Genomic DNA, 26,555 nt, shown 5'->3' with positions numbered 1-26,555 from the left:
GGTTGTGGCTCGCCGGCTGCGGACGTCACGGTGGGTGACGTCACGCTTCGTGTGGTGATCTTCTATCTGGCTGCGCGGCGTGTCGCGACGGTTTCTGCGCGGTGACCCCGGATTGTCGCTATAGGGTTTCCGTGTCGAGGGGTCGCGTCCCGGAAACGACGCGGCACCGCACGGGCGGGGAGGTTGTCCGGATGCACGAGCCGCGGAATTCTGATCCGGGTACGGAGCTGGACGAGCCGGGTGTGGCGTCGCCGTGGTCGGCGACGGATAGTGACGGTTCGGTGGGTTATCGGGGTGTGACGGCCTGCCACGCGGTGGGTATCAGTTACCGGCAGTTGGATTACTGGGCGCGTACGGGTCTGGTGGTGCCGAGTGTTCGGGACGCGTCGGGCTCCGGTACGCAGCGGTTGTACTCGTTCCGCGACCTGGTGGTGTTGAAGGTCGTGAAGCGGCTGTTGGATGCCGGGGTGTCGTTGCAGAACATCCGTAAGGCGATCGAGGCGCTGCGTTCGCGGGGTGTCGAGGACCTGGCGGGGATCACGTTGATCTCGGACGGTACGACGGTCTATGAGTGCCGGTCCCCGGAAGAGGTGGTCGACCTGTTGCAGGGTGGCCAGGGGGTGTTCGGCATCGCGATCGGTGGTGCGTTCAAGGAGATCCAGGGTTCGCTGTCGCATCTGCCGGCGGAGCCGGCCGCAGAGGCTGCGGAGGCCGGTGAGCCGGCGGTGGCGCCGGAGTCGGTGGGGGACGAGTTGGCGGCTCGGCGGGCGCGTCGACAGGCGGGCTGAGCGGGTTCTGCTGCGGGTTCGTGGCGGGTGCGTCGGGTGACGCGCCCGCCTTTTTCGTGTCCGCCGGGGCTGGGCGGGTGGGGTCTGTGACGTTGGGTGTGTGCGACGCGCCGATGGTTGTTGCAATTTTCATGGTGACTCTGCGTATAGATGGGTGTGGGCGGGGTCGGGTGGTCGGCCGTTCGGCGGGGTTGGTCGTACGGGCGGTGGAGCCCGTTGTGGCGGGATGGATGATCCTGGTCAGGCGATCGGGCAGCTGCCGTCTGCGGTGGTCAGCAGGGGTAAAGCGGCTGTGGGGGGCGGGTTTGTCGGCGGGTTCTGTTGTGGACGGCCGGCGCATGTCGGTCACGGAGGGTGCTGTCACAGTCGCCTCTGGTTGATCATGAGGTGGCGGTTTTCGTCACTGCCCGTGGTGGACAGTGTCAGGAATTTGATAGGGGGGCCATGACCGGAACGGCTTGACGCGCTATGGTCCCTGACGCGGTTGGCCCGGATACGGGTGTCGCCCCACCGGGCGTCACCCGTCGCGCCGGCGGACCGCCTGCCCCTCGCGCCACCCCTCCACTTCGGAAGGAAAGACCGTGACGGTTACGTCAGAGACCACCCCCGTCTCGCACTACCAGCGGATCGGCGGTGCCAGCTCGGTGAAGGCCGCTGTCGAGCTGTTCTACGACCGGGTCCTCGCCGACCCGGAGCTCGCCGGCTACTTCACCGACGTGGACATGACCGGCCAGCGCCGGCACCTGGCGCTGATGCTGACCGTGGTCCTCGGCGGTCCGAACGAGTACACCGGCCGCGGCCTGGCCGAGGCGCACCAGCCGATGAACATCCCCGTCGCGCACTACGCGAAGGTGGGTGCCCACCTGACCGAGGTGCTGACGCAGCTCGGGGTGCCGGCCGACGTGCTGGCGCACGTGCGTACGGTGCTCGGTGAGGTGCAGGACCAGGTGGTGGCCACCGGGAACCGTCCGGGCGCCTGAACGTGGACGTCGCACGGCTCAAGCAGAGCTGGTCCCTGGTCGCCGCGCACGGCGACCAGGTGCCGCTCTACTTCTACTCGGCGTTGTTCCTGAACCATCCCGAGACCCGGCAGATGTTCCCCACGAACATGGCCGGTCAGCGGGATCGGCTGGTCACCGCGTTGGCGCACATCGTGACCAACGTCGACCAGGTCGACCGGCTCGTCGGGTTCCTGCAGGACCTCGGCGCCGACCACCGGAAGTTCGCGGTGCGCCCCGAGCACTACCCGGCCGTCGGTGAGGCGCTGCTGGCCACGTTGCAGCACTTCCTGGGCGAGCAGTGGACCGACGAGCTGGCCCAGGACTGGGCGGGCGCGTACGGGCTGGTGTCGCAGGTGATGATCGACGCCGCGCAGGCGGCGGAGGCGGTGGCCCCGCCGTGGTGGGTGGCCGAGGTCGTGGCGCACGAGCGGCGGGCGTTCGACGTGGCGGTGCTGACGTTGCGTCCGCAGTACCTGCTGCCGTTCATGCCCGGGCAGTCGATCGGGGTGTCGCACCCGGCGGTGCGGTCGTGGCGGTACTACTCGCCGGCGAACGCGCCGCGGCAGGACGGCACGTTGGAGCTGCACGTGCGGGCCGCGCCCGGCGGTGTGGTCTCGTCCCGCCTGGTGTACGGGTTGGCGGTGGGTGACCAGCTGCACCTGGCCTCGCCGGTGGGCGACCAGCTGACGTTGCGCTCGGCCGGGGCCAGTGACCTGCTGCTGCTGGCCGGCGGCACCGGCTGGGCGCCGGTGAAGTCGATCGTGGAGCAGGTCGCCGCGGAGGGCTCCGGCCGCCGGGTCGACCTGTACGTGGGGGCCCGGTCGCGGCTGGAGTTCTACGACACGGATGCGATCGAGAAGCTGGCCGCGTCGTTCCCGTGGTTGACGGTGACGTACGTGGTCGGTGCGGACCCGCAGCGGCCTGGCGAGTTCGTGCACGCGGCGGATCGGGCGCTGGCCGACGGTGACTGGCGGTCCCGGCACGTGTACGTGTGCGGTTCCGACGAGATGGTCGGTCACTCCGTTCAGACGTTGAGCCGGGCCGGCTACCACGCGGGGCAGCTGCACCACGAGGGGCTCGGCATGCACTGGTACGGGCCGGCGTGGCGGACGGCGCTGGATGCGTCCGCGCCTGACAACTCCCGAGGTGCCCGGTGAGCGCGAGGAGTCGACTCGTGCCGGCCGTGGCCGCTAACGAAAGGTCAGTGCGGTGAGCGCGACCCCGATCAGCAGGTACGACGGGATGCAGCAGGTGTCCGGCGGTGTCCAGGTGCGGATGACTGCCGACCGGGTGCGCCGCTGGGAGTTCTCCTCGGCGTCGTTCACCCGCCGCGGCTACGACAACACCGACGTGGACCGGTTCCGGATGCAGGTCGCCGACGAGCTCGACCTGTTGTCGGCGCAGCTCGCGACCCTTCGTGCGGAGAACGAGCGGCTCAACGACCGGGTGGAGTTGCACCGGCACGGGGTGATCCCGAGCAAGAACACGGCGACTCCGATGCCGGCGGCGAAGGAGGTGAACCTCCTCTCCGCGGCGCAGCGGGAGGCGGAGCAGATCATCGCGCAGGCGCACGACTACGCGCGTCGGGTCGCCGAGTACGCCCGTACCCAGTACGAGAGCTACATGCAGGCCGCGGTGGAGGAGGCGAGGCAGGAGGCGGAGCGGGCCGTGAACGAGTACCGCAGCAACGCCGGGCCGAGCTTCGACGACTCCGTGGCGACGCGAGAGGCGCTGCGGATCTTCGGCGAGATGATGATCTCGCACATGCAGGCGGCGGCGCGGCACCTCGACGACGGCAGTGAGCAGTTGGCGCGTACTGTCGACCGGCTGGTCGGGCAGGCGGTGGCGGCCGGGGCGCAGCAGACCGCGTTGCCGCGCCACCACCAGCGTTGAGCGGCGGTGTCGCCGGTCAGCCTGCGGTCACCGCCTCGGCGATCGGGGTGTCGCCGGCGACGAGTTCCAGGATCGTCCCGGCGGTGGCCGGGGTGTGCAGCAGCGCGACCAGAACGCCGGCGACGTCGGCGCGGGTGACCGCGCCGGAGGGCACCCGCCGCGCCAGGGTGACCCGCCCGGTGGGCCGCTCGTCGGTGAGTCGGCCGGGTCGCAGCACCGTCCAGTCCAGGTCTCGGGCGGTGAGGTCGTCCTCGGCGGCTTTCTTGGCCCGCAGGTAGGCGGCGAAGACCGCGTCGGTGCCGGGCCGCGGCTCACCTTCCACGCCCATCGAGGAGACCAGTAGGTAGCGGCGGACGCCGGCCTGCTGCGCGGCGTCGGCGAGCAGGACGGCGGCGGCCCGGTCGACGGTGTCCTTGCGGGCGGCGCCGCTGCCCGGCCCGGCGCCGGCGGCGAACACCACCGCGTCGGCGTCGGCGAGGTGAGCGGCGACCTCGGTGACGTCCGCGTGTTCCAGGTCGCAGATGATCGGCTGGGCGCCGGCCGCGGTCAGCGCGGCGGACTGGGCGGGGTCGCGGATCAGACCGGCGGTGTGGTCGCCGCGGTCGGTGAGTTCCCGTTCCAGCAGGCGGGCGATCTTCCCGTGTCCTCCGGCGATGACGACGCGCATGCCTTCCAACCTAGCCGCCGGTGGGCGCGGCGGTGGACGCTGAGGCAGCATGGAGGCGTGACGGAGATGATCGACGCGCTGGTCGAGCGGGTCAGCGGCGGCGGTGTCGTGGTGTTGAGTGGGGCGGGGCTGTCGACCGAGTCGGGGATCCCGGACTACCGGGGGCCCAGCGGGGCGGCGCGCCGGCACACCCCGATGACGTATCAGACGTTCACGGGGGATCCGCTGGCGCGGCGCCGCTACTGGGCGCGCAGCCACGTGGGGTGGCGGCTGATGGCCCGCGCGTGGCCGAACGACGGGCATCGGGCGGTGGCCCGGTTGCAGCACGGCGGCCTGGTCGACGCGGTGATCACTCAGAACGTGGACGGGTTGCACACGGCGGCGGGCAGCCGCGAGGTGGTAGAGCTGCACGGTCGTCTGGACGTGGTGGTCTGCCTGGACTGCGGCAACCGGGTCTCCCGGGAGGAGCTGGACCGGCGGCTGCGGGAGGCGAATCCGGATTTCGCGGCGCGGGTCGCGGCGGTGAACCCCGACGGTGACGTGGAGCTCGACGACGCGCAGGAGGCCGGGTTCCACGTGGTGGACTGCACGGTCTGCGGCGGGGGGACGTTGAAGCCGGACGTGGTGTTCTTCGGGGAGACGGTGCCGGCGCCGCGGGTGGCGAGCTGCTTCGCCCTGGTGGAGCGGGCCCGGCTGCTGCTGGTGCTGGGTTCGTCGCTGACGGTGATGTCGGGGCGGCGGTTCGTGCTGCGGGCGGCGAAGCTCGGCATCCCCGTGGTGATCGTCAACCAGGGGGCCACCCGCGGGGACGCGTACGCGTCGTTGACCGTGGACGCGGCGTTGGGTCGCGTGCTGCCCGCGCTGGCCGATCGGGCGGTCGACGCGGCGGCGGTGACGCCGGTCACGCCGGTGGCCGCCGGCTGAGGCCCGCCCGCGCGGGACGGCACCGGCCGGACCCGCGCGCAAGATCACGTGGCCGGGGTACGAAATCTGGCGGAAACCCGAGCGCTGGTAGCGTTGACCATGCCGGTAACACCCACGGGGGAGAGACCGCCCAGCTGTACCCGGGCGGCGCCGAAGGGGCAAATCCTCCCCGGAACCTCTCAGGCAAAAGGACCTCGTGGGCAGGCACTGTGGAGCGCTGCACGGGGCGCGACAGAGGGGGAGGCCGACCTGTTCGACCTCGCCCCCCGGGAGCGCAGCCCATGACCGCAGAGTTCGCCACCCGTCACATCGGCCCCGGCCCGGACGACGAGCGCCGGATGTTGGAGACCGTCGGCCACAGCTCCATCGACGAGTTGATGGACGCGGCGATCCCCGAGGTGATCCGCTGGCACGGCACCCTGGACCTGCCGGACCCGGCGACCGAGGCAGAGGCGCTCGCCGAGCTGCGGGCGCTCGCCTCCCGCAACACCGTCGCCGTTTCCATGATCGGTCTGGGGTACCACGGCACGCACACCCCGGGTGTGATCCGCCGTAACGTGCTGGAGGATCCGGCCTGGTACACGGCGTACACGCCGTACCAGCCGGAGATCAGCCAGGGCCGGCTGGAGGCGCTGCTGAACTTCCAGACCATGGTCACCGACCTGACCGGGCTGGCCACCGCGAACGCGTCGATGCTCGACGAGGGCACCGCCGCGGCCGAGGCGATGACCTTGGCGCGGCGCGCGTCGAAGAGCAAGAGCAACGTGTACGTGGTCGACGCCGACGCGCTGCCGCAGACCATCGCGGTGATCAGCAGCCGGGCGGAGCCGCTCGGCCTCGAGGTGCGGGTGCTGGACCTGGCGACCGAACCCCTGCCGGGTGAGCTGTTCGGCCTGCACCTGCAGTACCCGGGGGCGTCCGGTGCGGTGCGCGACCACGCGGGCCTGGTCGACGCGGCGCACGCCGCCGGGGCGGTGGTGACCGTCGCCGCGGACCTGCTGGCGTTGACGCTGCTGTGCGCGCCGGGGGAGATCGGCGCGGACATCGCCGCGGGCACCACCCAGCGTTTCGGTGTGCCGATGGGCTTCGGTGGCCCGCACGCCGGTTACCTGGCGGTGCGTTCGGGGTTGGAGCGGATGCTGCCGGGCCGGCTGGTCGGCGTGTCGAAGGACGCGGACGGCAACCGGGCGTACCGGCTGGCGTTGCAGACCCGGGAGCAGCACATCCGGCGGGAGAAGGCGACCAGCAACATCTGCACCGCGCAGGTGCTGCTCGCCGTGATGGCCGGCATGTACGCCGTGTACCACGGCCCGGACGGGCTGCGGGCCATCGCCCGGCGTACCCACGAGATGGCGGCCCGGCTCGCGGCCGGCCTGCGCGCCGGCGGGGTGGACGTCGCGGACGTCGCGTTCTTCGACACCGTCACCGCGACGGTGCCCGGCCGGGCCGCCGAGGTCGTCGCCGCGGCCGCCGAGCGGGGGGTGAACCTGCGGCTGGTCGACGCCGACCGGGTCGGGGTCTCCTGCGACGAGACGACCACCGGCGCGCACGTGGCGGCGGTGTGGGCGGCGTTCGGGGTGGCCGGGGTCGACGGGGACGTCGACGCCGCGCTGCCGGCGGCGCTGGCCCGCACCTCGGAGTTCCTGACCCACCCGGTGTTCAACAGCCACCACTCGGAGACGGCGATGCTGCGCTACCTGCGCCGGCTGGCCGACTTCGACTACGCCCTGGACCGGGGCATGATCCCGCTGGGGTCGTGCACGATGAAGCTGAACGCGACCACCGAGATGGAGCCGGTCAGCTGGGCCGAGTTCGCGCACATCCACCCGTTCGCGCCGGCGGAGCAGACCACCGGCTACCGGGAGATGATCAGCCAGCTGGAGGGGTGGCTGGCCGAGGTGACCGGCTACGACGCGGTCAGCGTGCAGCCCAACGCCGGTTCGCAGGGGGAGCTGGCGGGGCTACTGGCGATCCGCGCGTACCACCGGGCCCGGGGTGAGGGGCACCGGGACGTGTGTCTGATCCCGTCGTCGGCGCACGGCACCAACGCGGCCAGCGCCGTGATGGCCGGGATGCGGGTGGTCGTGGTGGCCTGCGACGAGGACGGCAACGTCGACCTGGTCGACCTCGACGCGAAGATCGACAAGCATCGGGAGACGCTCGCCGCGATCATGGTGACGTACCCGTCGACGCACGGGGTGTACGAGACGGGCATCGCGCAGCTCTGCGCGAAGGTCCACGACGCGGGCGGTCAGGTGTACGTCGACGGGGCGAACCTCAACGCCCTGGTCGGGTTCGCGAAGCCGGGGAAGTTCGGGGCGGACGTGTCGCACCTGAACCTGCACAAGACGTTCTGCATCCCGCACGGCGGCGGCGGCCCGGGGGTGGGTCCGGTGGCGGTGCGCGCGCACCTGGCCCCGTACCTGCCGGGTGACCCGGCGGGGGAGCGGGCCGACGGCTCGCCGGCGATCTCGGCGGCCCGGTACGGGTCGGCGGGGATCCTGCCGATTCCGTGGGCGTACCTGCGGATGATGGGCGCGGAGGGGCTGTCGCGGGCCACCGGGGTGGCGGTGCTGGCCGCGAACTACGTGGCGGCGCGGCTGCGTAACCACTACCCGGTGCTGTACTCCGGCAACAAGGGCCTGGTGGCCCACGAGTGCATCCTCGACCTGCGTCCGTTGACGAAGGCGACCGGGGTAAGCGTCGACGACGTGGCGAAGCGGCTGATCGACTACGGCTTCCACGCGCCCACGATGTCGTTCCCGGTGGCCGGGACGCTCATGGTGGAGCCCACCGAGAGCGAGGACCTGGGTGAGCTGGACCGGTTCTGCGACGCGATGATCGCCATCCGGGCGGAGATCGACGAGGTGGCTGCCGGGCGGTGGCCGGCGGGGGACAACCCGCTGTCCAACGCGCCGCACACCGCGGCGATGGTCACCGGTGACGAGTGGCCGCACCCGTACCCGCGGTCGGTGGGCGCGTACCCGGCCGGGGTGGACCGGGCCGGTAAGTACTGGCCGCCGGTGCGGCGCATCGACGGCGCGTACGGCGACCGGAACCTGGTCTGCTCGTGCCCGTCGCCGGAGGCGTTCGAGGACTGATCGCGGCGAGCCGGGGCGGTCGGATCGCACCGCCCCGGCGTCGTCGACCCGGCCGCGGCGGCCCCGGATCGGGGCTAGCCTGGTCGACGGACGTGCGGTGACGCTGTGTGGTCGCTCAGGCGACGAGGGCGTGTCGGGCGGGGCCGCGGTGCGGGGCGATGCAGCTGCCGTCGGGGAGCAGTTCGCCGGTGTCCTCGAAGACGATCACGCCGTTGCAGAGCAGGCTCCAGCCCTGCTCATGGAAGCAGGCGAGGACCCGGGCGGCTTCCCGATCAACGGCGTCGGCGGAGGGGCAGGTGGGTTGGTGCTGGCACATCGGGTTCTCCGGACTGTGGGGGCACTGTGTCATGGTTCACATGACCAGTGACGCACAGTACCAAGCAAAAGTGGTCCGCATCGAGCAGGTCCACGCGGGCGAGTCGGGAAATCCGCTGAACGGACGAGGAAGAATGGGCCAGTCGGCGTGGACACGCTTTCAGTAGCAGCGATCGATGTTCCGGCGGCGCCCGCCGGCTGCCGCCGTACCCTGGTCGAACGGGCGCGCTGGCAGTGGCGCCCCAGCGACGGCGGTGACCCCGCCGCCGACGTGCAGGAGTTCCTCGCCGCGCACGGCCTGCCGCTGGACGACCTGGCCCGCCCCGCCCCCGACCACGACCCGGACGGTCCCTGCGGCGCCGCCCTCTACGTCTCGGCCGCGGCGGGCGCGCTGATCGGCGGCGCGCCGGCCGGTGCGCCGACCCCCTCGCCGGCGCTGCCGGAGATCGCCGTGGTGGTGTACGGACACACCGACGCACCGCCACCACCACCGCCGCCGGCCGCCGGACCCTGGCGGCTCGGCGACTGGCGGGAGAGCTGGACCCCGACGCAGCACGCCGAAGCCGTCGAGGCGGTCCGCCAGGCCATCGGCCGCGGCGACGTCTACCAGGTCAACGTGGTCGGGCACGCCGCCGCCCGCTACACCGGCGATCCGCTGCCGGCCCTCACCCGGCTCGGCGCGCTACCCGGCGCCCGCTACGGCGGCACGCTGACCGGCGCGGGCTGGGCGATCGGCTGCGCCTCCCCGGAGACGCTCATCGAACTCACCGACGGCCGGCTGGTCACCCGACCCATCAAGGGCACCCGCCCGGCCACCGCCGCCGGCGCGCGGGAGCTGCGGGCCAGCGCGAAGGAACGCGCCGAACACGTGATGATCGTCGACCTGGAACGCAACGACCTGGCCCGCGTCGCCCGCACCGGCACCGTGCGGGTGGACCAGCTCTTCGCGGTACGCCGCTGGTGCGACCTGTGGCAGGCCGAGTCGACGATCTCCGCGGTCGTCGCCGACGGGCTGGGCCTGGCCGACCTGCTGCGCGCGGTCTGCCCCGGCGGCTCGGTCACCGGGGCGCCGAAACGCGCCGCCCTGGAACAGATCGCCGCCCTGGAACCCGTCGGCCGCGGCGCCGGCATGGGCGCGCTCGGCTGGGTGGCCCCCGGCCGGATCGACCTGGGGCTGACCATCCGCACCGCCGCCGCCGACGGCCAGCGGCTGCACGTGTGGGCCGGGGGCGGCATCACCTGGGACAGCGACCCGCAGGCGGAGGTCGCCGAGGCCGCCGCGAAGAGCCTCCCGGTGCGCGCCGCCCTCGCCGGCTGACCCGGCACGCCCTCCCTGCGTTCCCGGGCGATCAGGTCGGCCTTGCGGAGCAGCGCGAGCCGCTCCTGCGTCGACCGCCGCGCGCGGTCGCGGTGTCGAGCGTGGGTTGCTCAGCGGGCGAAGTCGTCCAGCGCGGCGACGACCCGCTCGCCGATGCCGCGTCCGGCGCCGTGACCGGCGGCCTCGACCAGCTCCAGGCGCGCATCCGGCCAGGCCTGCGCCAGCTGCCACGCGATGACCGGCGGGCTGCTGATGTCCAGCCGGCCGTGCAGCAGCACCCCGGGCACCCCGGCCAGCAGGTGCGCGTCGCGCTGCAGCTGCCCGTCGGGCAAAAACGCGGCGTTGCGCCAGTAGTGGGTGACCAGCCGGGCCGAACGCATCCGGAACTCGGGATCCTCGAAGCGGGGGTCCGGACCGGCGCCGGGGACCGTGCGCACATGGGTGTCGTCCCAGGCGCACCAGTCGCGGGCGGCCCGCTCCCCGACGGCCGGGTCCGGGTCGGCCAGCAGCCGGGCGTACGCGTCGGCCAGGTCACCGTCGCGGTCGGCCGCCGGCACGCCGTCGCGGAAACGGGCCCACTCGGCGGGGAAGATCCGGCCCATCTCCCGCGTGATCCACTCGACCTCACCGGGGCTGGTGGTGACCACGCTGAACAGCACCATCGCGCTGACCCGATCCGGGTGACGCTGGGCGTACGCCAGGGCGAGGGTGGAGCCCCACGACGCGCCGAGCACCAGCCACCGGTCCACGTCGAGGTGCTCGCGCAGCCGTTCGATGTCGGCGATCAGGTGAGCGGTGGTGTTGACGGAGAGGTCGACGTGCGGGTCGGCGGCGTCCGGGCGGCTGCGTCCGCAGCCCCGCTGGTCGAACAGGAGCACCCGGTAGCGGGCCGGGTCGAAGTAGCGCCGCCAGCCGGGCGTGGCCCCGGAGCCGGGACCGCCGTGCAGCACCACCGCCGGTACGCCCTGCGGGTTGCCGCAGGTCTCCCAGTAGAGGTGCTGGCCGTCGCCGACGTCGAGCATGCCGTGGGCGTACGGCTCCACCAGTGGATACATCCGGCCCTCCCCAGAGACGACAGCGCCGTTACGTTAGCGGTGTGAACTCCGTTCCGGTCATTGCGGCGGCCACCATGGCCACCCTGGCCGCCGTCGCGCGCCGACCGCCGCGCCCCCACAGACCGCCGACCCCGGCGCCGTACGGCGTACGTCCGGGCGGCGGTAGAGTCACCGGACGTGACCACGGAGTACAGCGGCACCGGTGACCCCGCGCGCAGCCTCGCCCTGCTCTGGCGAACCCGCGAACCCGCCAGCCGCAAGGGCCGCGCCGACCTGAGCGTCGAGCGGATCATCCGCGCCGCCATCGACCTGGCCGACGCCGAAGGGCTCGGCGCGCTGTCCATGCGCCGCGTCGCCGAACGCCTCGCCGTCGGCACCATGTCGCTCTACACGCACGTACCCGGCAAGGGCGAACTGCTCGACCTGATGCTCGACACCGCCTACGGCGAGACCCTCACCGGTGAGCCCACCGGCGACACCTGGCGCGACCGGCTGGAAGACCTCGCCCAGCAGACCTGGGCGCTGTACCTGCGCCACCCGTGGCTGCTGCAGGTCGCCACCAGCCGCCCACCCCTGGGCCCCAACCTGATCGCCCGCTACGAACGCGAGCTGCGCGCCGTGGACGGCATCGGCCTCACCGACCTCGAGATGGACGCCGTGCTCACCCTCGTCGGCGGGTTCGTCCACGGCGCCGTCCGCGGCGCCGTCGAACAGGCCCAGGCCGCCGAACGCACCGGCCTGACCGAACAACAGTGGTGGCACGCCCACGCCCCCTACCTGGAGAAGGCGATGGACCCCCACCGCTTCCCCCTCGCCGCCCGGGTCGGCGCGGCCGCCGGCCAGGAGTACCAGGCCGCCGGCGACCCCGTACGGGCGTTCGAGTTCGGCCTGGCGCGCATCCTCGACGGCATCGAGGTGCTCATCCGCGGCCGCCGCACCGCCGGATAATCTTGCCGACATGACCATGCGCCCCATCCGGATCATCGGCGACCCCGTGCTGCGCACCTCGTGCGCGCCGGTGACCAGCTTCGACGCCGAACTACGCGCCCTCGTCGGCGACCTGATGGACACCCTGCTCGGCGAACCCGGACGCGCCGGTGTCGCCGCCCCGCAGATCGGCGTCGACGCCCAGGTGTTCGTCTACGACGCCGACGGGCACCGCGGCCACCTGGTCAACCCGACGATCGAACTCTCCGAGGAGACCGAGGTCGACGACGAGGGCTGCCTCTCCATCCCCGGCCTGTACTTCCCGACCCGCCGCGCCCTGCACGCCACCGCCCACGGCTTCGACCAGCACGGCGAGCCGCTGACCATCTCCGGCAGCGGATTCCTCGCCCGCGCCCTGCAACACGAGACCGACCACCTCGCCGGCCGGCTCTACGTCGACACCCTCAGCGGCGACACCCGGCGGCGGGCCCTGCGGGAGATCCGCGCCGGCCGCTTCGACTCGCCGCGCCGCCGCGGCTGAACCCCCGCTGACCGCCCGCCGCCACCGGCTCAGCGCCGGGCGGTCAGCGTGTACTCGCCGTAGTCCGCGACCCGGGTGAACCCCAACCGCTCGTACAGCCGCACCGCCGCCACGTTGTCGGCCCGAACGTTCAACGTGACGTGCGCGACGCTGTCGCACAGCCGCCGGCAGAGCGCGGACACCACCGCCGCGCCCAGACCACGACCCCGCAGCAGAGGATCAGTGGTGACATTGCCCAACGCCGCCACCCCGTACGCCGGCGACCAGACGTGCACCCCGGCCACGGCGACCAGCGCGCCACCGTCACGGATCCCCACGTACTGCCCGGTCTCCACCATCCGCGGATCGAACCAGTTACCCGGATACGCCCGTGCGTAGAGAGCCCGCAGCTGCGGCAGGTCCGCCGCGCCCAGCGGCACCCCGGCCGGGGTGACCCGGGCCAGGCGCGCCGGATCGGTCAACGCCATCTTCAGGTGGGCGGCCGGCCCGTCCAGGTCGAACGCGGGCGCCAGCGCCGCCGCCGCACCGGGGGAGAGGTGCGCGTACAACCGGGCCGGCAGCAGCGGGGCCAGCTCGGCGAGCAGCGCCGCCAACCCGGCGGCGTGCTCCGGCCCGGCGAACGCGAGCAGCGTCGGCGGCTCCACCCCGTGATACAGCAGCGCCACCTGGTCGCCGCGGCGGAACCACGACGTGTACGGCCAGAAGAAGTCGTCCAGGTCACCGAGCTGATACGCGTGCAGCACCGGATCCCGGCCGAGCAGCCCGGCCAGCACCACCCGGTCGTGTTCGGCGCGTACCGGCACCTCAGCCGGCCAGCCACTGGTCGTAGCCGAGCTTGCCGACCAGCGCCAACACCACCACCAGCAACACGATCCGCACGAACCCGGCCCCACGACGCAACGCCATCCGCGCGCCCACCGCCGCGCCGACGACGTTGCACACCGCCATCCCCGCCCCCAGCAGCCACCACACGTGCCCGGTCGCCGCGAACACCACCAGCGCGCCCAGGTTCGTGCCCGCGTTGACCACCTTCGCCATCGCCGACCCGTGCACGAAATCCGCCCCGACCAGCGCCGTGAACGCCAACACCAGGAACGTGCCCGTACCCGGACCGATCAGCCCGTCGTAGAGAGCGATGCCGACACCGGCGAGCACCACCGCCGCGGCCACCCGGGCCGGGGTACGCCGGTGCGGAAGCGACACCACCCCCAACCGGGGCCGCAGCACCACGAACAACGCCACCGACAACAGCACCACGAGCACCACCGGCCGGTACGCCGACGCCGGCACCGCACCGGCCAGCACCGCACCCACCCCGGAGCTGAGCACCGCCAACCCGGCAGCGGGCCCCGTCACCGTCCAGTCAATCTTGGTGCGCCGCGCGTACGTCGCCGCCGCCGTCGCCGTACCGGCGATCGCCGCGAGCTTGTTCGTACCCAGCGCCGTGGCCACCGGCAGCCCCGGCGCGACCACCAGCAACGCCGGCAACAGGAGCAGCCCACCACCGCCCACCACGGCATCCACCCAGCCGGCCATCGCGGCCGCGGACAGCAAGGTGATCAACGATGAGGGCTCCACGGCCGCCATTGTTTCCAGCCACCCACCACCGACGCCCACGCCTGTGTCCAGCCTCACCCACACCCGGCGCGCCGCAGCCACCCCACACCGAGGAGGTCAAAGACCACGGCGGCGACGCACCCACAACCCCAGCGCCCCCACCGCCACGAACACCAACATCGAACACAGCAAACCCTTGACCACCCGGCAAGACTGCCACGGCGTCGTAGGGTGCAGGAGTGCGCCTGGCCACGTTCAACCTGCTACACGGTCGATCACTGACCGACGGGCTCGTCGACCCCGACCGGCTCACCGCCGCCGTCACCGCCCTCGACGCCGACGTGCTCGCCCTGCAGGAAGTCGACCGGGACCAGAGCCGCAGCGGAAACCTCGACCTCACCGCCATCGCCGCCCGCGCACTCGACGCACCCCACCACCGCTTCGCCGGCGCCCTCGTCGGCACCCCCGGCGAAGGCTTCCGCCCCCTCACCGGCGACGACGACGGACACGGCGAACCCTGCTACGGCATCGGACTGATCAGCCGCTACCCCGTCCGCAAATGGCGCGTCACCCGCCTCACCCCCGCGCCCGTACGCTCACCCGTGCACGTCCCCGGCCCCGGCCGCGGCCCCGGCCTCGTCCTGCTCCGCGACGAACCCCGCGTCGTGCTCGCCGCCGTCCTCGACACCCCGTACGGGCCACTCACCGCCGCCGCCACGCACCTGTCCTTCGTGCCCGGCTGGAACCTGCGCCAACTCCGCCAGGTCGTCCGCGCGCTACGCGCCCTACCCGCCCCCCGGATCCTGCTCGGCGACCTCAACCTGCCCGCGGGCGTCGTCCGCGTCGTCTCCGGCTGGCGACCACTGGGCCGCCGCCCCACCTACCCGGCCGGCGAACCCCGCGTACAGCTCGACCACGTCCTCGGTGACCGGCACGCCCTGCGCCGACTCCCGCCGGTCACCGCCGTCACCACCCCGCTGTCCACCATCTCCGACCACCGCCCGCTCCTGGTCGACCTCGGCTGACCAACCGTCAGCGCCAGCAGGGGAGCGGGCCCCTTACCGCACATCGAGACGCAAGATTCCCTCAAGATCGTTGATTCGAGAATCCATGACGATCATGCTGGTCCAAACCCAGACACGGTCAACCAGTACATCGCCATGGAGGCCATGTGAGACGCCACCGCGCTGTTCTCATCGCACTGTCCACACTCCTCACCGCCAGCCTCATCACCATCGCCGGGCCGGCCAACGCCGCCGAACCCAACCAGGTCACCGACCTCACCATCCGCCAGGCCGACGGCTACACCACCCTCGCCTGGCAGCCCGTCGACGGAGCCACCGACTACCAGATCGAACGCACCCCCGTCGACAGCGCCGACAACCCCACCGGCACCCCCACCATCGTCGGGATCTGGCGCCCCAACCGGCAGATCAACCAGGAGTCACCCACCTTCGCCGACGCCGGCTTCAACCCCGGCGACCGGTTCCAGTGGCGGGTACGCGCCCGCATCGACACCACCGAACTGCCCTACTCCGAAGCGGTCGTCGGCACCACCACCGCCCCCTGGGGCAACCCCGACACCCCCGGCGAGCGGCTGCGCACCCAGTGGGAGACCACCCACGGCGCCCAGTACACCAGCGACACCGACGAGTACGCCTACACCGCCGCCATCGACGAACTCAGCGACCGGGTCCGCGTCGTCGAGATCGGCCGCACCATCCAGAACCGGCCGATCAACATGTTCGTCATCGGCTACCCGGCCCCCGCGGCCACCCCGGAAGCCGTCGCCGCCACCTCACCCGCGGCCATCAACTGCAACGTCCACGGCAACGAGCCCGGCGACCGCGAAGCCTGCCTCATCATGGCCCGGCAACTCGCCTTCAGCACCGACCCGCGCGTCACCGACCTGCTCAGCCACACCACCGTCCTGATCGTCCCCACCATCAACGGTGACGGCCGCGCCGCCAACACCCGCGGCAACTCCACCGGCCAGGACCTCAACCGCGACTACTCGCTCATCCGCCAGCCGGAGACCGCCGCGTACGTCAAGATGGTCCGCGACTACCGGCCCGTCGCCGGCTACGACGGCCACGAGTACGGCAACTCCCGCGCCGGCGACCTGCCCATGCTGCCCCCGCGCCACCAGAACGTCGCCCAGCCCATCTTCGACGAGTCCATGGACATGATCGAAGGCCACATGTACCGCGAAGGCGCCGAAGCCGGCTGGTGGCCCTGCCCCTACGGCTGCGACGGCGGCGGCAACGTCGGCCTCGGCGAGGAAACCATCCTCCGCAACACCCTCGGCCTCAAGAACGTCGTCAACTCGCTGCTCGAACTGCGCAGCTCCGGCGGACAGACCCGCCCCGACGAGGGCAACGCGGCCAACAACCGCCGCCGCAAGACCTTCTCCGCCCTCTGGACCTTCCAGCAGTTCCTCGACTACCACCGCGCCAAGCTGACCGACATCACCCAGGCCCGCGCCGACGCCATCACCTTCCAGGCCGCCAACACCGGCCGCCTCGTCTTCCGCGGCTCCCGACCCATCGCCGCCCACCCGGCCCCGCACCCCGGCAGCAGCCCGCCGCCGATCGACGCCCCGCCGGCCGACCTCATCCTCGACAACGCCCCCTGCGCCTACAAGCTCACCGAGGAGCAGTACCACGGCCCCCGCACCGACGGCCCCACCGGCGCCGTCACCACCGCCGCCGAGCGCATCGCCGACCACGGCTGGAAGGTCGTCAAGGCCGCCGACGGCTACTACGTCCCCCTCAACCAGCCCGAACGAGGCCTGATCCCGCTCCTGCTCGACGCAGTCGGCGTGGAGAACCTCGTCGACGGCGAGCGCGTCTACCCGACCCGCACCGGCCGCCACACCGGGCCGCTCACGATCACCGGCTTCGCCTGCCTGGACGACGCCACCGTCACCGGCCCCGTCACCGTCCGCCCCGGCGCGACGCTCGTCGCCACCGACACCACCATCACCGGACCGGTCAACGCCACCAGCGCCGCCGGCGTCCTGCTCGCCAACAGCAAGATCACCGGCCCGCTCCGGGTCACCGGCACCACCGACGCGATCTCCCTGATCGACCTCAACGTCACCGGCCCGGTCGACCTCTCCGCCAACCGCACCACCAACCAGCCGCTGCTCGCCGGCACCCGGGTCACCGGCCCGCTGGCCTGCGCCGGCAACACCACCGCACCGACCAACCTCAACATCCGCAACACCGTGACCGGCCCCCGCGCCGGCCAGTGCGCCACCCTGTGACACCCACCCGATGAACGTGCCGGCAGGGCGGACGCGCCACCGCCCTGCCGGCACACCACCCCCCACACCCGAGGAGCCAACGTGTCGAACCCCCGCACCCGCACCCCGCGGCGAGCCGGCGCCCTCCTCGCCGCAGCCCTGCTGCTCGCCACCACCGCCTGCACCGACCACTCCGAACCGGCACCCGCCACCGCCGCCGTCGCCGTCACCGGACCACTCTGCGCGGCCCTGCCCACCGGCACCGAACCCGGCAACCCCACGGCCCTCGCCGGCCTCCCCGTCGAGCAGGCCCTGACCTGGATGCCCACCCTCACCACCTTCGAGGCCGCCCTACGCACCAGCGGACTGCTCACCGACCTCGACCAGGACGGCCTCACCCTGCTCGCCCCCACCGACGACGCCTTCGTCAAGAAGTTCTCCGACGACACCTGGGACACCCTGATGACCCAGGACCACGACAAGCTGCGCACCCTGCTCAAGGCGCATCTCATCGCCGGCACCCACAGCCTCGACGAGCTCGCCGCCGCCGGCACCACCACCACCGTCGACGGCACCGCCCTCACCGTCACCCGCGCCGACGCCACCACCCGCTTCGGCGACACCGCCGACGCCGTCTGCGCCGACTACCTGGCCGCCGGCGCCCGCATCCACCTCGTCAACGCCGTCCTCGGCCCGCTACCCACCACCGCCGACGGCAGCGGACACCGCGCCCACTGACTCACCCAGCAGACCGGCCAACGCCCGGTTCGTACGGTTGGACCGCACCGCCGCCCGCTGCTGACCCGCAGTCACCTCGATGTACGTCTGCGACGCCGTCAACGACGCGTGCCCCAATAACCGCATGATCTCCGCGGCGCCCGCCCCGTCCTCCGCCAACCGCGTCGCGAAGGTGTGCCGCAACGCGTGCAGCCGCGCCCCGCGCGGAACCCGGTCGGTGATGCCCGCCCGCCGATAACACGACTCCACCAGATACTGCAGCCCACCCCGACGCAGCGGCTCACCCCGCCGATCCACCAGCAGCGGCGAATCCGGCCGCGCGGTGCGCGCCCCGAACCGACGTCGGCGACTCTCCACATAGTCGGCGAGCACCCGGTCCACGGCGTCCTCGATCGGCACCGTGCGCGGCCGCCCGCCCTTGCCCGCCACCTCGACGCGCCGCTCGCCGTCGCGACCGGTCACCGACGCCACGCGCAGCGCGAGCAGCTCCGACAGGCGCAGCCCGGCGCAGAGCGCCAACGCGAGCACCGCCAGATCCCGCTGTGGCCACGGGTCGCGCTGCCGCCCCGCCTCCGCGGCGACGGCGGCCAGCAGCTCCTCCGGGGTCTGTTCGCCCCGCAGTGGCTTCGGCTGGGGGAGCGGCGCGCGCGGGCGCCCGACCGCCGGCATCGGGTTGCCCGGTACGACCCCCTCGGCGACCAGGAACGCGAAGAAGTTGTTCCAGGTGGACCAGGCGCGGTGGACGGAGGCGGGGGCACGCGGGGCGGCGAACTTGGCGAACGCGGCCCGCATGAGCCGAGGGGAGAGGGCGTCGATCGACAGGTCGTCGAGGGGGAGGGGAGGGGTGAGGGTCTCCCCGGCGAGGTCCGCGACGCTGCGCAGATCCCGCCGGTAGGCCGCCAGGGTGTGGGGGGAGGGCTTGCGGGTCGCGCGCGCCGTCAGGAACTCCTCGATCCAGGACTGTACCGATTCATCCCGCTTGTCATGCATAAGGCATATTATGCATGAATTTCGCATTACCGGACAACCCAGGGGAGGGAACCATGCGGCGATACGTGCTCACCGGCGCGCCCGGAGCGGGCAAGACCAGCATCGCGCGCGCCCTGCGGCAGCGCGGTTATCCGGTCGTCGACGAGGCGGCCACCGACGTGATCGCCGCGGAGCAGGCCCGCGGGGTGGCGCAACCGTGGACCGAGCCGGAATTCGTCGCGGCCGTCGTCCGGCTGCAGCGCCGACGCCGCAGCGCCGAGACGCGAGGCCCGGTGCAGGTGCACGATCGCTCGCCGCTGTGCACGCTGGCCCTGGCCGAGCATCTGGGGCACCCGGTCGGCCGGGAGCTGGCCGCGGAGATCGCCCGTGCCGAACGGGAACGGATCTACCAGCGCACGGTGTTCCTGGTCGGGTCGCTCGGCTTCGTCACGCGTACGGCCGCCCGGCGGATCAGCCTGCCCGAAGCGCTGGCGTTCGGCCGGCTGCACGCCCGCGTCTACGCCGAGCACGGCTACGAACCGGTCGAGGTGCCACCGGGGCCGGTGGCACAGCGCGCCGCCTTCGTCGCGGCGCACCTCGACCCCTGCTGAGGGAGGGTCGAATTCCGACTACTTGACATAATGTGCATTATCGAATCGGACGATCAAGTCCGGGCCGGGACCTGATCGCGCCTCCGGAGCGGCGAGTGGACGGTTGTTGTTGCCCTTCTCATTCATCCTGAGCCATCTCCTGAGTCTTCTCACTTACCTGAGCCACGGCGGAGACCCGCGGGCTGCTCGGGGACCCTATTCCCTACGCTCCGTGTCGGGCATGGATTGTCTGTCCTCCCCCTCGGCTGATCGGTACTCCTGATTGGAGAGCAGCCGCACTCTCGCCTGCCCACGCGCGAGGTCAAAATCCCCGCCCCCGAGCGGCGCCGGATGCACGTTCGCGGTGGGCACCGGCGGCGTCACCTGTGACGCTCGAGGGTCGGAGACGTTCCAGTTGAACCGCGACACGTCCACACTCATGTTCACCGGCCCCATCGATATGCCGCTGCGCGCAAAATCGGACGGGGGCGGACACCCTGGCGATGGCAAACGAGCGTCAATGGACCGAAGTCTGCCGACGACACGGGGAGAATCGATGTCGAGCCTGACGCTGCTGAGTCGCTCGCGTTCTGACCGGCACCTCTCCCGGGCCCTTACCCTCTTGCTGCTCGTGGGGGCGGCGGCCGCGTCGGTGTCACCCAGCCCGGCGTCGGCTCAAGCGCCGACTCAGACGGCACCGCGGGCTTCCCCGCAGGAGTCCCGCGGACCCGGGTTTGTCAACTACGACGTGCGGCTGACCGCGGACGACACAGGAGGCAGTTGGCACGGCGGCATGAGCGTGCGGTTCGTCAACACCACCGGCGTGGTGCTGGACACGATCTGGCTTCGCCTGTGGGGCAACGGGGAAGACGGCTGCGCGGCGCCGGCGGTGCGCGTCACCCGTCTGTCCGGCGGCACGGCGGGCGATCCGGCCGTAGGGTGCACGGCCCTGCCGGTGCGGATGGCACACCCGCTGCGGCCCGGGCAGCCCGCACTCGTGCGCTTCGACCTCCATATCGCGGTACCCGATCGGGATGCCCGCTTCGGCCACAACGGACCGTACTATCTGCTCGGTCACGCGTTGCCGGTCCTGGCCGTCCACGACGGCAAAGGCTGGCACCTCGACTCGTACAGCACCGGCGGGGAAAGCAACTTCTCGCTGACCGCCGACTGGACCGTGCGCCTCGACCACCCGCGCGCGCTCGCGATCCCGGCGACAGGTTCCGCGGTCGCCAGGCCCGCGAGACCCGGCCGCACCCTCACCACGATCGCCGCGAAGCGCGTCCGGGACTTCGCATTCGCCGCCGGCCCGTTCGGCAAGCGGGAAGCGTTGACCCGCCACGGTGTCCTGGTCCGGCTGTGGTTCGCCGACGACGTGAGCGCGGCGGAGGTGGACGACACGCTCTCCGGAGCGGTCGAATACATGGACACCTTCGCCGGCTGGTTCGGTCGCTACCCGTACCCGGAAGTCGACCTCGTCTCGTCACACTTCGACTGGGGGAGCATGGAGTACCCCACGTACGTGGCGACCTATCCGGCCCGCACTGCGGTCGCGCACGAGTTGGCGCACCAATGGTGGTACGGGCTCGTCGGCAACGACCAGTACGCCGACCCGTGGCTGGACGAGGCGATCGCCGAGTACGCGAAACAACGGGCGACCGGCGACGAGAACCCGCTGTGCGCTGATCCCTTCTGGCCGTCGCCGGACGCGAAGGTGACGAGCGGGATGGACTACTTCAACGCCAACGGCGGCTACAGCCTGGTCGTCTACCTTCTCGGGTCGTGTCTGATGCACGACCTGGAGCGGACGATGGGTCCGGACAGGTGGCTGGCGTTCCTGCGCGACTACGCGACGGCCCACCGGTACGGCGTGTCGACGCCGGTCGCCTTCCGCGCCGAGGCGCAGGCGGCAAGCCCGGTCGACCTGGCGCCGGTGTTCCACCGCTGGAGGGCCAGCTGATCGCCGACACGCTGGTCGACCGCTCCCGACGCAACCGCTCATCGGCAGAGCCGGTTGTTCGCGGCGCCGATCGCGGAAAATCTGCGGTCGCTGGTCAGTTGACGCTTACGACGACCTTTCCAAGGGCGCGTCCCTCACCCACGTGGGCCAGCGCCTCGGGCGTCTCGTCGAGCGTGAAGGCCCGGTCGATGTGGATGACGAGGTCACCCGCCACGCAGAGATCGGCCACCGGTTCGAAGTGGGTCGGCCCTTCCCGGACGGCGAGCACGCCCAGCCGACGGTGGGTGAGCCGGCCGGCCACCGAGCCGATCGTCAGGACGCGCAGCAGCGCCGGGACCGATCCGCCGACGCACCGGTAGCGGCCGCCGGGGGCCAGTGCCCGGCGGTAGGCGAACACCGATCGGTGCGCGACCAGATCGAGGATGAGATCGTACGGGCCGCTGCGGGTGAAGTCCCGGCTGCGGTAGTCGATCACCTCGTCCGCGCCGACCGACCGCATGAAGTCGAGCTTGCCCGCGTTGTCGACGCCGGTCACCTGGGCGCCGAGTCGTTTGGCCAGCTGGATCGCGAATGCGCCGGATCCTCCCCCGGCGCCGTTGATCAGGACCCGGTTGCCGGCTGCGGCGCCCGCGGTGCCCTGTTGTGCGATCACGCCCGCCTGTGGGATCGCCGACGCCTCGGCGAAGGTCAGGGCGGCGGGCTTGCGGGCCAGGACCGATTCGGGCGCGATCGCGTACTCGGCGAAACCGCCCTTGAGCATGAGGTTGTCGCCGTACACCTCGTCACCGGGTCGGAACCGAGTGACGGCGGAGCCTACCGCGTCGACCCATCCGGCGATGTCCGAGCCGAGGGTCCGGCGTGCCGGGGAGCGCAGCCCACCGATGCGCGAATACAGTGGCGAACCTTGCAGAGTCTCCCAATCGCTCAAATTGACGGAGGTCGCCGCAATCTTGACGAGCACCTGTCGGGCCGCGGGGACGGGCTTGGGGAGATTCTCGATCCGCAACCCGTCCGGGGGCCCGTACCGGTCGTACACGACTGCTCTCACCTGGTACCACCAGCCCTTCGGAAAGTCGGCCAGCCGCAGTACCCGATGCGTACAGGGCCAAAAGCCTACGTCTCGGAGTTAGCACGGCGGGGCAAGCGGCTGGTCGACAAGGAGGCGACGCGACCCCGTCGCCCGCCGCCTACCAGGTGGGACAGACTCGGATCGATGGAGTCGGCCGTGCCGCAGGGCGGGCGGGATTTGCTTCCCGGCCTCCGTTGAGCACCTCTCCCCCGCGTTCGCTGCCCGGAGGTGGCCTTTCAGTTGCCGGGGGGGGCGACGGTTGGAGGCGGGCTCGCTCCCGCGGAGCCGTCTTCGAAGATCGCGAGTTCGGCTGGCTACGCTGGATTCGGGAGTTGGAGGAGGCTGCGAGCTGCATGGACGACTGGCACGGGCCCGGACGGCCGAAGCAGGCGGACCCGCTCGGAGGCGAGTGGGAGCGGCACCGTCCGGCGGTCTTCGGGGTGGCCTACCGGCTGCTGGGTAGTGTCGCCGACGCCGAGGACGTGACCCAGGACGTGTGGCTGCGGGCGGCCGGGGCGGATCTCGGGGCGGTCGGTGATCTGCGGGCCTGGTTGGTGACGGTGGCCGCGCGACGGTCGTACGACATCCTGAAGAGTGCGCGGGTGCGCCGGGAGAGCTATGTCGGGCCGTGGTTGCCGGAGCCGCTGCTGACTGGGCCGGACGCGTCGCAGCCGGTACTGGTCGACGAGTCCGTCAGTTCGGCGATGCTGCTGATCATGGAGGAGCTGAGCCCGCCGGAGCGGGTGGCCTTCGTCCTGCACGATGTCTTCGGTCTGGAGTTCGGCCGGATCGCCGAGGTGCTGGGCGTCTCCGTGCCGGGTGCCCGGCAGCTCGCCTCCCGGGCCCGGCGGCGGGTGGCGAGCGCGAAGCAGTCCACGCCGCGGGCGTCGAAGGCGGAACGTGAACGCGTTCTGCGGGTCTTCCGGGCCGCCTACGAGGCCGGGGATCTGGCCGGGCTGGTCCGGCTCCTGCATCCGGATGCCGTCTATGTCACCGACGGCGGTGGTAAGGCGTCCGCGGCGCGCAAGCTGATCCGCGGCGGGGTGCGCGTTGCGGAGGTGATGGTGCGTACGGGACGCCTGTGGCGCCCGGATCGGATCGAGTTCGCCGAGGTCGGTGGGGAGCTCGCCCTCGTGTTCCATCGGGACGGCCGGGTCCTGTCCGTGGACACGGTGCAGATCACGGACGGTTTGATCAGCGCGTACCGCCGGGTGATGAACCCGGACAAACTCGCGCGCGTCTGAGCTGTCACACCCGGAGGGGCTACCTCGTCTCCCTGATGAGAACGCAATCGGGCGACGAAGGAATACGCGCGAGCCGGCCAGGCGCTCGGGTCGCCCCTCCCATTAAGGACCTGTATGCACGCCACCACTGTGCGAGGCCGGTACGCCGGTGTCGCCGCCGGTCTGCTGGCTGTCGCCGCGCTGACCACGGCCACCGCCTGCTCGGCCTCTGACCCGCCCGCCCGTGCCGGAGGACCGACCACGACTGCGGCATCGGCGTCAGCGCGCCCTGCCGAATCCCTGAAACCGCTGCTCCAGCAGGCTCTTCCGGGGGTGGAGGGCAAGACGTTCACCTCGGCGGTCGTCGAACTTCCGCCGAACGCGAGCGCGGCGCCGCACCGGCACGGCGACGCGTTCGTCTACGCGTACGTCCTGGAAGGCACGGTGCGCAGCAAGCTCGACGACGAGCCCGTGACCACCTACCAGCAGGGTGAGAACTGGTTCGAGCGGCCGGGCGCGCACCACGTCCTCACCGAGAACGCCAGCCGGACCGAGCCGGCCAAGCTCCTGGTCGTCTTCGTCTCCGACACCGGGGACAAGCTCAAGGTCGAGGACTCGAAGCCATAGCGCGGGGCACGCAGCGGGCGGCGTCACGTCGCACAAGCCGCGTTCTGGGCCACCAAGAGGCGCCCGAGCGGCGCTGATCACTCGAACGGATCGAAGGAATCATGACCGAAATGCAGCGTGTCAATATCGGCGAGCAGCACCCGGCGGCCTACAAGGCCCTCATCGCTCTGTCGTCGGAGGTGGACGAGGCCGCCGCCGCGGCAGGCCTCGACCCGCTCCTGGTGGAGTTGCTGAGACTGCGCACCTCCCAGATCAACGGTTGCGCGTTCTGCCTGCGCATGCACACCCGTGCCGCTTTGAAGAAGGGTGAGAGCCCTGACCGGATCGCGGTGCTGCCGGCGTGGGCGGAGACCGACTACTTCTCCGAGACCGACCGGGCCGCTCTGCGTCTGGCCGAGGCGATCACCCTCGTGCCGCAGGGCCATGTCAGCGACGACGATTTCAACGCGGCTGCGGCCGTACTCACCGCGGACCAGGTCTCGGCTGTCGCCTGGCTGGTGACCGTGATGAACGCCTTCAACCGGGTCGCGATCACCAGCCGGTACCGCGTCGGCAACTGACGTCGGCGGTGGGTGACAGCATGCGCTCACCCCGGGTCACTCCGCGCGACCTGGGATGAGCGCGCGCTGTCGCGCCCGTTCTGCGTACCGGGATGGTGGCTTCTCCCCCACGTCGGCGGGTCGGGGAACCGACAGGTGCAACCAGATGCCGGCTCCGGGTGTGTCAACGGCATGTCCACAACGGGCAACCGACCCACACGGGGAGACAGAATGAACAGGATCGCTCGACGTACTCTCGTTGCCGGCGCCGCCGCCGGTCTGCTGGCCGCCTCGGTCGCCGGCGCCACGCCTGCCGCAGCCGCGTCCCACGGGGCCACCGCGCTCTGCGGCATCAGCGCGCTGCCGTACCCCGCCGACGCTTCCCGGGCCACGGCGGACGCGATCGACCCGACCGGCCGGTTCATCGCCGGTTCCGGGCTGCGGGTCTCCGACACCGGCAGTCAGCCGCTGCTGCTGATCTGGATGCGGGGCGAGCTCACCACGGTGGAGTCCCCGATCGTCGACACCGTTGCCGACGTCAACGCCCGTGGTGTGGTGATCGGCAACGGCTACGGCGACGGCACCGGTCTGCCGTGGCGGTATCGCGGTGGGAAGGTCGAGCCGCTGCCGCTGCCCTCGACGGGCGGTGCCCGGGTCAGCGCGATCAACCGGGCGGGCGACATCGTCGGCACCGGCCAGGACCCGCAGACGGGAGGGACCGTCGCGTTGCTGTGGCCGGCGGCCCGGCCTGGCACCGTGGAGGTGCTCGATGCACCCGCCGATGCGGTGGCGGAGGGAATCAACGACGACGGCACCGTCGTGGGCACTGCGGGGGCCTTCGACGAGTGGACCACCTGGCTCCGGCGGCCCGATGGCACGGTCGAGCCGCTGACCGTGCCGGGTGCCCGGATCGCGTTCGCCGCCGCTGCCGCGGGTCAGTGGGCTGTCGGGCAGGCCGACCTTGGCGGCATGAGCCCGGCCAATATCCGATGGAACCTCCGGGACGGGTCGTACAGCGAACTCTCGGCGGAGTTGCCGTGGCTTGAGGATGTGAACGCCCGCGGGGTGGCCGTCGGCAGCGACCGCGTCAGCGTGGGCGCCACCTCCCGGGTGTTGCCGGGCAGCGGGGAGAGGACGAGCGTCGGCACCCGGGCGATCGCGGACAACGGGTCCATCGTCGGCTTCCGCAACTCCTACGGTCAGGTCACGCCGGTCCGCTGGACCGGCTGCTGAGCGTTCAGGGAGCCGTAGGTCGCCAGCCAGCGGCTTAAGCGGAAAGGTGCGCCGGGCGTCCGGCACGCTCGGCGCACCATCGTCACCGACGAGGGCGGCCCCCGGGCGAGCGGTGCGGCCTGACGCGATGCTCCTGGTTGCGTCCGAGATCCGACAGTCGGCTACCGGCGCGTGGGGTGGGCCTCTGGTGGGAGCATCGGGCCCACCCCTGGACTCTGGAGGATCGATGCCTCGTTTCGTCGAACGCGCTCGGCTGGCGGCTGGTGTCGCCGG

The 26,555-nt window shown here is 71.9% G+C and carries 25 protein-coding genes and 1 riboswitch; of the genes, 18 read left to right on the top strand and 7 right to left on the bottom strand.

Annotated features, from left to right (window positions below):
- The first annotated feature begins 191 nt into the window (after positions 1-191).
- From D7044_RS01125 to D7044_RS01110, 4 genes are all read left to right on the top strand, one after another.
- Positions 192-788 carry a MerR family transcriptional regulator gene (locus D7044_RS01125; RefSeq protein ID WP_120676505.1) on the top strand — a complete coding sequence of 199 codons (597 nt, stop codon included), beginning with the start codon at positions 192-194 and terminating at the stop codon, positions 786-788.
- A 581-nt stretch (positions 789-1,369) separates the two neighbouring features.
- A complete protein-coding gene (locus D7044_RS01120; RefSeq protein WP_120676507.1) occupies positions 1,370-1,768 on the top strand; it encodes a group I truncated hemoglobin in 399 nt (132 codons plus the stop codon).
- A gap of 2 nt (positions 1,769-1,770) precedes the next feature.
- Entirely contained in the window at positions 1,771-2,946 is a 1,176-nt protein-coding gene (locus tag D7044_RS01115) for a globin domain-containing protein (protein ID WP_120687671.1), read from the top strand.
- Positions 2,947-2,998: 52 nt separating this feature from the next.
- The gene (locus D7044_RS01110) at positions 2,999-3,682 is read left to right on the top strand and encodes a DivIVA domain-containing protein (protein WP_120676511.1); all 684 of its coding nucleotides are present in this window, start codon (positions 2,999-3,001) and stop codon (positions 3,680-3,682) included.
- A gap of 16 nt (positions 3,683-3,698) precedes the next feature.
- On the opposite strand, the gene D7044_RS01105 is transcribed toward D7044_RS01110, so the two are convergent.
- Positions 3,699-4,349, bottom strand: a complete 651-nt coding sequence (locus D7044_RS01105) for an NAD(P)H-binding protein (protein ID WP_120687670.1) — start codon at positions 4,347-4,349, stop codon at positions 3,699-3,701.
- Positions 4,350-4,415: 66 nt separating this feature from the next.
- On the opposite strand from D7044_RS01105, the gene D7044_RS01100 reads away from it, so the two are divergent.
- Together D7044_RS01100 and gcvP are read left to right on the top strand one after the other, a co-directional pair.
- The gene (locus D7044_RS01100; protein WP_120687889.1) at positions 4,416-5,273 is read left to right on the top strand and encodes an NAD-dependent protein deacetylase; all 858 of its coding nucleotides are present in this window, start codon (positions 4,416-4,418) and stop codon (positions 5,271-5,273) included.
- Between the two features lie 107 nt (positions 5,274-5,380).
- Positions 5,381-5,478: riboswitch (glycine riboswitch) on the top strand.
- 76 nt (positions 5,479-5,554) lie between these two features.
- On the top strand, positions 5,555-8,374 hold the full coding sequence (gene gcvP / locus D7044_RS01095) for an aminomethyl-transferring glycine dehydrogenase (RefSeq protein ID WP_120687669.1): 2,820 nt from the start codon (positions 5,555-5,557) through the stop codon (positions 8,372-8,374).
- A 115-nt stretch (positions 8,375-8,489) separates the two neighbouring features.
- Here the strand turns inward: gcvP and D7044_RS01090 are convergent, their stop codons facing one another.
- Positions 8,490-8,690: a DUF5999 family protein gene (locus tag D7044_RS01090; RefSeq protein WP_120676517.1), complete on the bottom strand. Its 201-nt coding sequence runs from the start codon at positions 8,688-8,690 to the stop codon at positions 8,490-8,492.
- A 147-nt stretch (positions 8,691-8,837) separates the two neighbouring features.
- Here D7044_RS01090 and D7044_RS01085 point away from each other — a divergent pair, with 147 nt between their 5' ends.
- Positions 8,838-10,007 (top strand): chorismate-binding protein, encoded by a 1,170-nt coding sequence (locus tag D7044_RS01085; RefSeq protein ID WP_120687668.1) that lies wholly within the window; start codon positions 8,838-8,840, stop codon positions 10,005-10,007.
- Between the two features lie 110 nt (positions 10,008-10,117).
- Here the strand turns inward: D7044_RS01085 and pip are convergent, their stop codons facing one another.
- On the bottom strand, positions 10,118-11,062 hold the full coding sequence (gene pip, locus D7044_RS01080) for a prolyl aminopeptidase (protein WP_120687667.1): 945 nt from the start codon (positions 11,060-11,062) through the stop codon (positions 10,118-10,120).
- Positions 11,063-11,239: 177 nt separating this feature from the next.
- On the opposite strand from pip, the gene D7044_RS01075 reads away from it, so the two are divergent.
- The gene (locus D7044_RS01075; RefSeq protein WP_120687666.1) at positions 11,240-12,010 is read left to right on the top strand and encodes a TetR/AcrR family transcriptional regulator; all 771 of its coding nucleotides are present in this window, start codon (positions 11,240-11,242) and stop codon (positions 12,008-12,010) included.
- Positions 12,011-12,020: 10 nt separating this feature from the next.
- On the top strand, positions 12,021-12,530 hold the full coding sequence (gene def / locus D7044_RS01070) for a peptide deformylase (RefSeq protein ID WP_120676525.1): 510 nt from the start codon (positions 12,021-12,023) through the stop codon (positions 12,528-12,530).
- Between the two features lie 29 nt (positions 12,531-12,559).
- Here def and D7044_RS01065 read toward each other — a convergent pair whose 3' ends face one another.
- Both D7044_RS01065 and D7044_RS01060 read right to left on the bottom strand, forming a co-directional pair.
- Positions 12,560-13,333, bottom strand: a complete 774-nt coding sequence (locus tag D7044_RS01065) for a GNAT family N-acetyltransferase (RefSeq protein WP_120687665.1) — start codon at positions 13,331-13,333, stop codon at positions 12,560-12,562.
- A gap of 1 nt (position 13,334) precedes the next feature.
- On the bottom strand, positions 13,335-14,108 hold the full coding sequence (locus tag D7044_RS01060) for a sulfite exporter TauE/SafE family protein (protein ID WP_267900759.1): 774 nt from the start codon (positions 14,106-14,108) through the stop codon (positions 13,335-13,337).
- Between the two features lie 218 nt (positions 14,109-14,326).
- On the opposite strand from D7044_RS01060, the gene D7044_RS01055 reads away from it, so the two are divergent.
- From D7044_RS01055 to D7044_RS01045, 3 genes are all read left to right on the top strand, one after another.
- Positions 14,327-15,112 carry an endonuclease/exonuclease/phosphatase family protein gene (locus tag D7044_RS01055; RefSeq protein WP_120687664.1) on the top strand — a complete coding sequence of 262 codons (786 nt, stop codon included), beginning with the start codon at positions 14,327-14,329 and terminating at the stop codon, positions 15,110-15,112.
- Positions 15,113-15,258: 146 nt separating this feature from the next.
- Positions 15,259-17,355 (top strand): M14 family zinc carboxypeptidase, encoded by a 2,097-nt coding sequence (locus tag D7044_RS01050; RefSeq protein WP_120676530.1) that lies wholly within the window; start codon positions 15,259-15,261, stop codon positions 17,353-17,355.
- A gap of 81 nt (positions 17,356-17,436) precedes the next feature.
- Positions 17,437-18,072: a fasciclin domain-containing protein gene (locus D7044_RS01045; RefSeq protein WP_120676532.1), complete on the top strand. Its 636-nt coding sequence runs from the start codon at positions 17,437-17,439 to the stop codon at positions 18,070-18,072.
- On the opposite strand, the gene D7044_RS01040 is transcribed toward D7044_RS01045, so the two are convergent.
- Positions 18,031-19,062 (bottom strand): tyrosine-type recombinase/integrase, encoded by a 1,032-nt coding sequence (locus D7044_RS01040; RefSeq protein ID WP_120687663.1) that lies wholly within the window; start codon positions 19,060-19,062, stop codon positions 18,031-18,033. The genes D7044_RS01045 and D7044_RS01040 overlap by 42 nt on opposite strands.
- A gap of 53 nt (positions 19,063-19,115) precedes the next feature.
- Between D7044_RS01040 and D7044_RS01035 the strand changes: the two genes are divergently transcribed.
- The gene (locus D7044_RS01035) at positions 19,116-19,652 is read left to right on the top strand and encodes an AAA family ATPase (protein ID WP_120687662.1); all 537 of its coding nucleotides are present in this window, start codon (positions 19,116-19,118) and stop codon (positions 19,650-19,652) included.
- Between the two features lie 394 nt (positions 19,653-20,046).
- The gene (locus D7044_RS01030) at positions 20,047-21,591 is read left to right on the top strand and encodes a M1 family metallopeptidase (protein ID WP_147434556.1); all 1,545 of its coding nucleotides are present in this window, start codon (positions 20,047-20,049) and stop codon (positions 21,589-21,591) included.
- A 94-nt stretch (positions 21,592-21,685) separates the two neighbouring features.
- On the opposite strand, the gene D7044_RS01025 is transcribed toward D7044_RS01030, so the two are convergent.
- Positions 21,686-22,639 carry an NAD(P)-dependent alcohol dehydrogenase gene (locus D7044_RS01025; RefSeq protein ID WP_120687660.1) on the bottom strand — a complete coding sequence of 318 codons (954 nt, stop codon included), beginning with the start codon at positions 22,637-22,639 and terminating at the stop codon, positions 21,686-21,688.
- A gap of 374 nt (positions 22,640-23,013) precedes the next feature.
- Between D7044_RS01025 and sigJ the strand changes: the two genes are divergently transcribed.
- From sigJ to D7044_RS01005, 4 genes are all read left to right on the top strand, one after another.
- Positions 23,014-23,904 carry an RNA polymerase sigma factor SigJ gene (gene sigJ, locus D7044_RS01020; protein WP_120687659.1) on the top strand — a complete coding sequence of 297 codons (891 nt, stop codon included), beginning with the start codon at positions 23,014-23,016 and terminating at the stop codon, positions 23,902-23,904.
- A gap of 114 nt (positions 23,905-24,018) precedes the next feature.
- Positions 24,019-24,510 carry a cupin domain-containing protein gene (locus D7044_RS01015; RefSeq protein ID WP_120687658.1) on the top strand — a complete coding sequence of 164 codons (492 nt, stop codon included), beginning with the start codon at positions 24,019-24,021 and terminating at the stop codon, positions 24,508-24,510.
- Positions 24,511-24,620: 110 nt separating this feature from the next.
- Positions 24,621-25,070, top strand: a complete 450-nt coding sequence (locus D7044_RS01010) for a carboxymuconolactone decarboxylase family protein (protein ID WP_120676545.1) — start codon at positions 24,621-24,623, stop codon at positions 25,068-25,070.
- Between the two features lie 210 nt (positions 25,071-25,280).
- Complete coding sequence (locus D7044_RS01005) at positions 25,281-26,282, top strand: hypothetical protein (protein ID WP_120687657.1); 1,002 nt, start codon at positions 25,281-25,283, stop codon at positions 26,280-26,282.
- The last annotated feature ends 273 nt before the right edge of the window (positions 26,283-26,555 follow it).

Source organism: Micromonospora musae, from assembly GCF_003626635.1.
GTDB classification, from domain to species: domain Bacteria; phylum Actinomycetota; class Actinomycetes; order Mycobacteriales; family Micromonosporaceae; genus Micromonospora; species Micromonospora musae.
Note: the sequence above shows the minus strand (reverse complement) of the source record. Positions and strands in the feature narration are given on the sequence as shown.

What these genes read in the sequence shown, in the direction of transcription:
- D7044_RS01090 (WP_120676517.1), bottom strand. Translation starts at nt 8,690, where the DNA reads ATGTGCCAGCACCAACCCACCTGCCCCTCCGCCGACGCCGTTGATCGG.
- def (WP_120676525.1), top strand. Translation starts at nt 12,021, where the DNA reads ATGACCATGCGCCCCATCCGGATCATCGGCGACCCCGTGCTGCGCACC.
- D7044_RS01035 (WP_120687662.1), top strand. Translation starts at nt 19,116, where the DNA reads ATGCGGCGATACGTGCTCACCGGCGCGCCCGGAGCGGGCAAGACCAGC.
- gcvP (WP_120687669.1), top strand. Translation starts at nt 5,555, where the DNA reads ATGACCGCAGAGTTCGCCACCCGTCACATCGGCCCCGGCCCGGACGAC.
- D7044_RS01100 (WP_120687889.1), top strand. Translation starts at nt 4,416, where the DNA reads ATGATCGACGCGCTGGTCGAGCGGGTCAGCGGCGGCGGTGTCGTGGTG.
- D7044_RS01125 (WP_120676505.1), top strand. Translation starts at nt 192, where the DNA reads ATGCACGAGCCGCGGAATTCTGATCCGGGTACGGAGCTGGACGAGCCG.
- D7044_RS01010 (WP_120676545.1), top strand. Translation starts at nt 24,621, where the DNA reads ATGCAGCGTGTCAATATCGGCGAGCAGCACCCGGCGGCCTACAAGGCC.
- D7044_RS01105 (WP_120687670.1), bottom strand. Translation starts at nt 4,349, where the DNA reads ATGCGCGTCGTCATCGCCGGAGGACACGGGAAGATCGCCCGCCTGCTG.
- sigJ (WP_120687659.1), top strand. Translation starts at nt 23,014, where the DNA reads ATGGACGACTGGCACGGGCCCGGACGGCCGAAGCAGGCGGACCCGCTC.
- D7044_RS01015 (WP_120687658.1), top strand. Translation starts at nt 24,019, where the DNA reads ATGCACGCCACCACTGTGCGAGGCCGGTACGCCGGTGTCGCCGCCGGT.
- D7044_RS01040 (WP_120687663.1), bottom strand. Translation starts at nt 19,062, where the DNA reads ATGCATGACAAGCGGGATGAATCGGTACAGTCCTGGATCGAGGAGTTC.
- pip (WP_120687667.1), bottom strand. Translation starts at nt 11,062, where the DNA reads ATGTATCCACTGGTGGAGCCGTACGCCCACGGCATGCTCGACGTCGGC.
- D7044_RS01005 (WP_120687657.1), top strand. Translation starts at nt 25,281, where the DNA reads ATGAACAGGATCGCTCGACGTACTCTCGTTGCCGGCGCCGCCGCCGGT.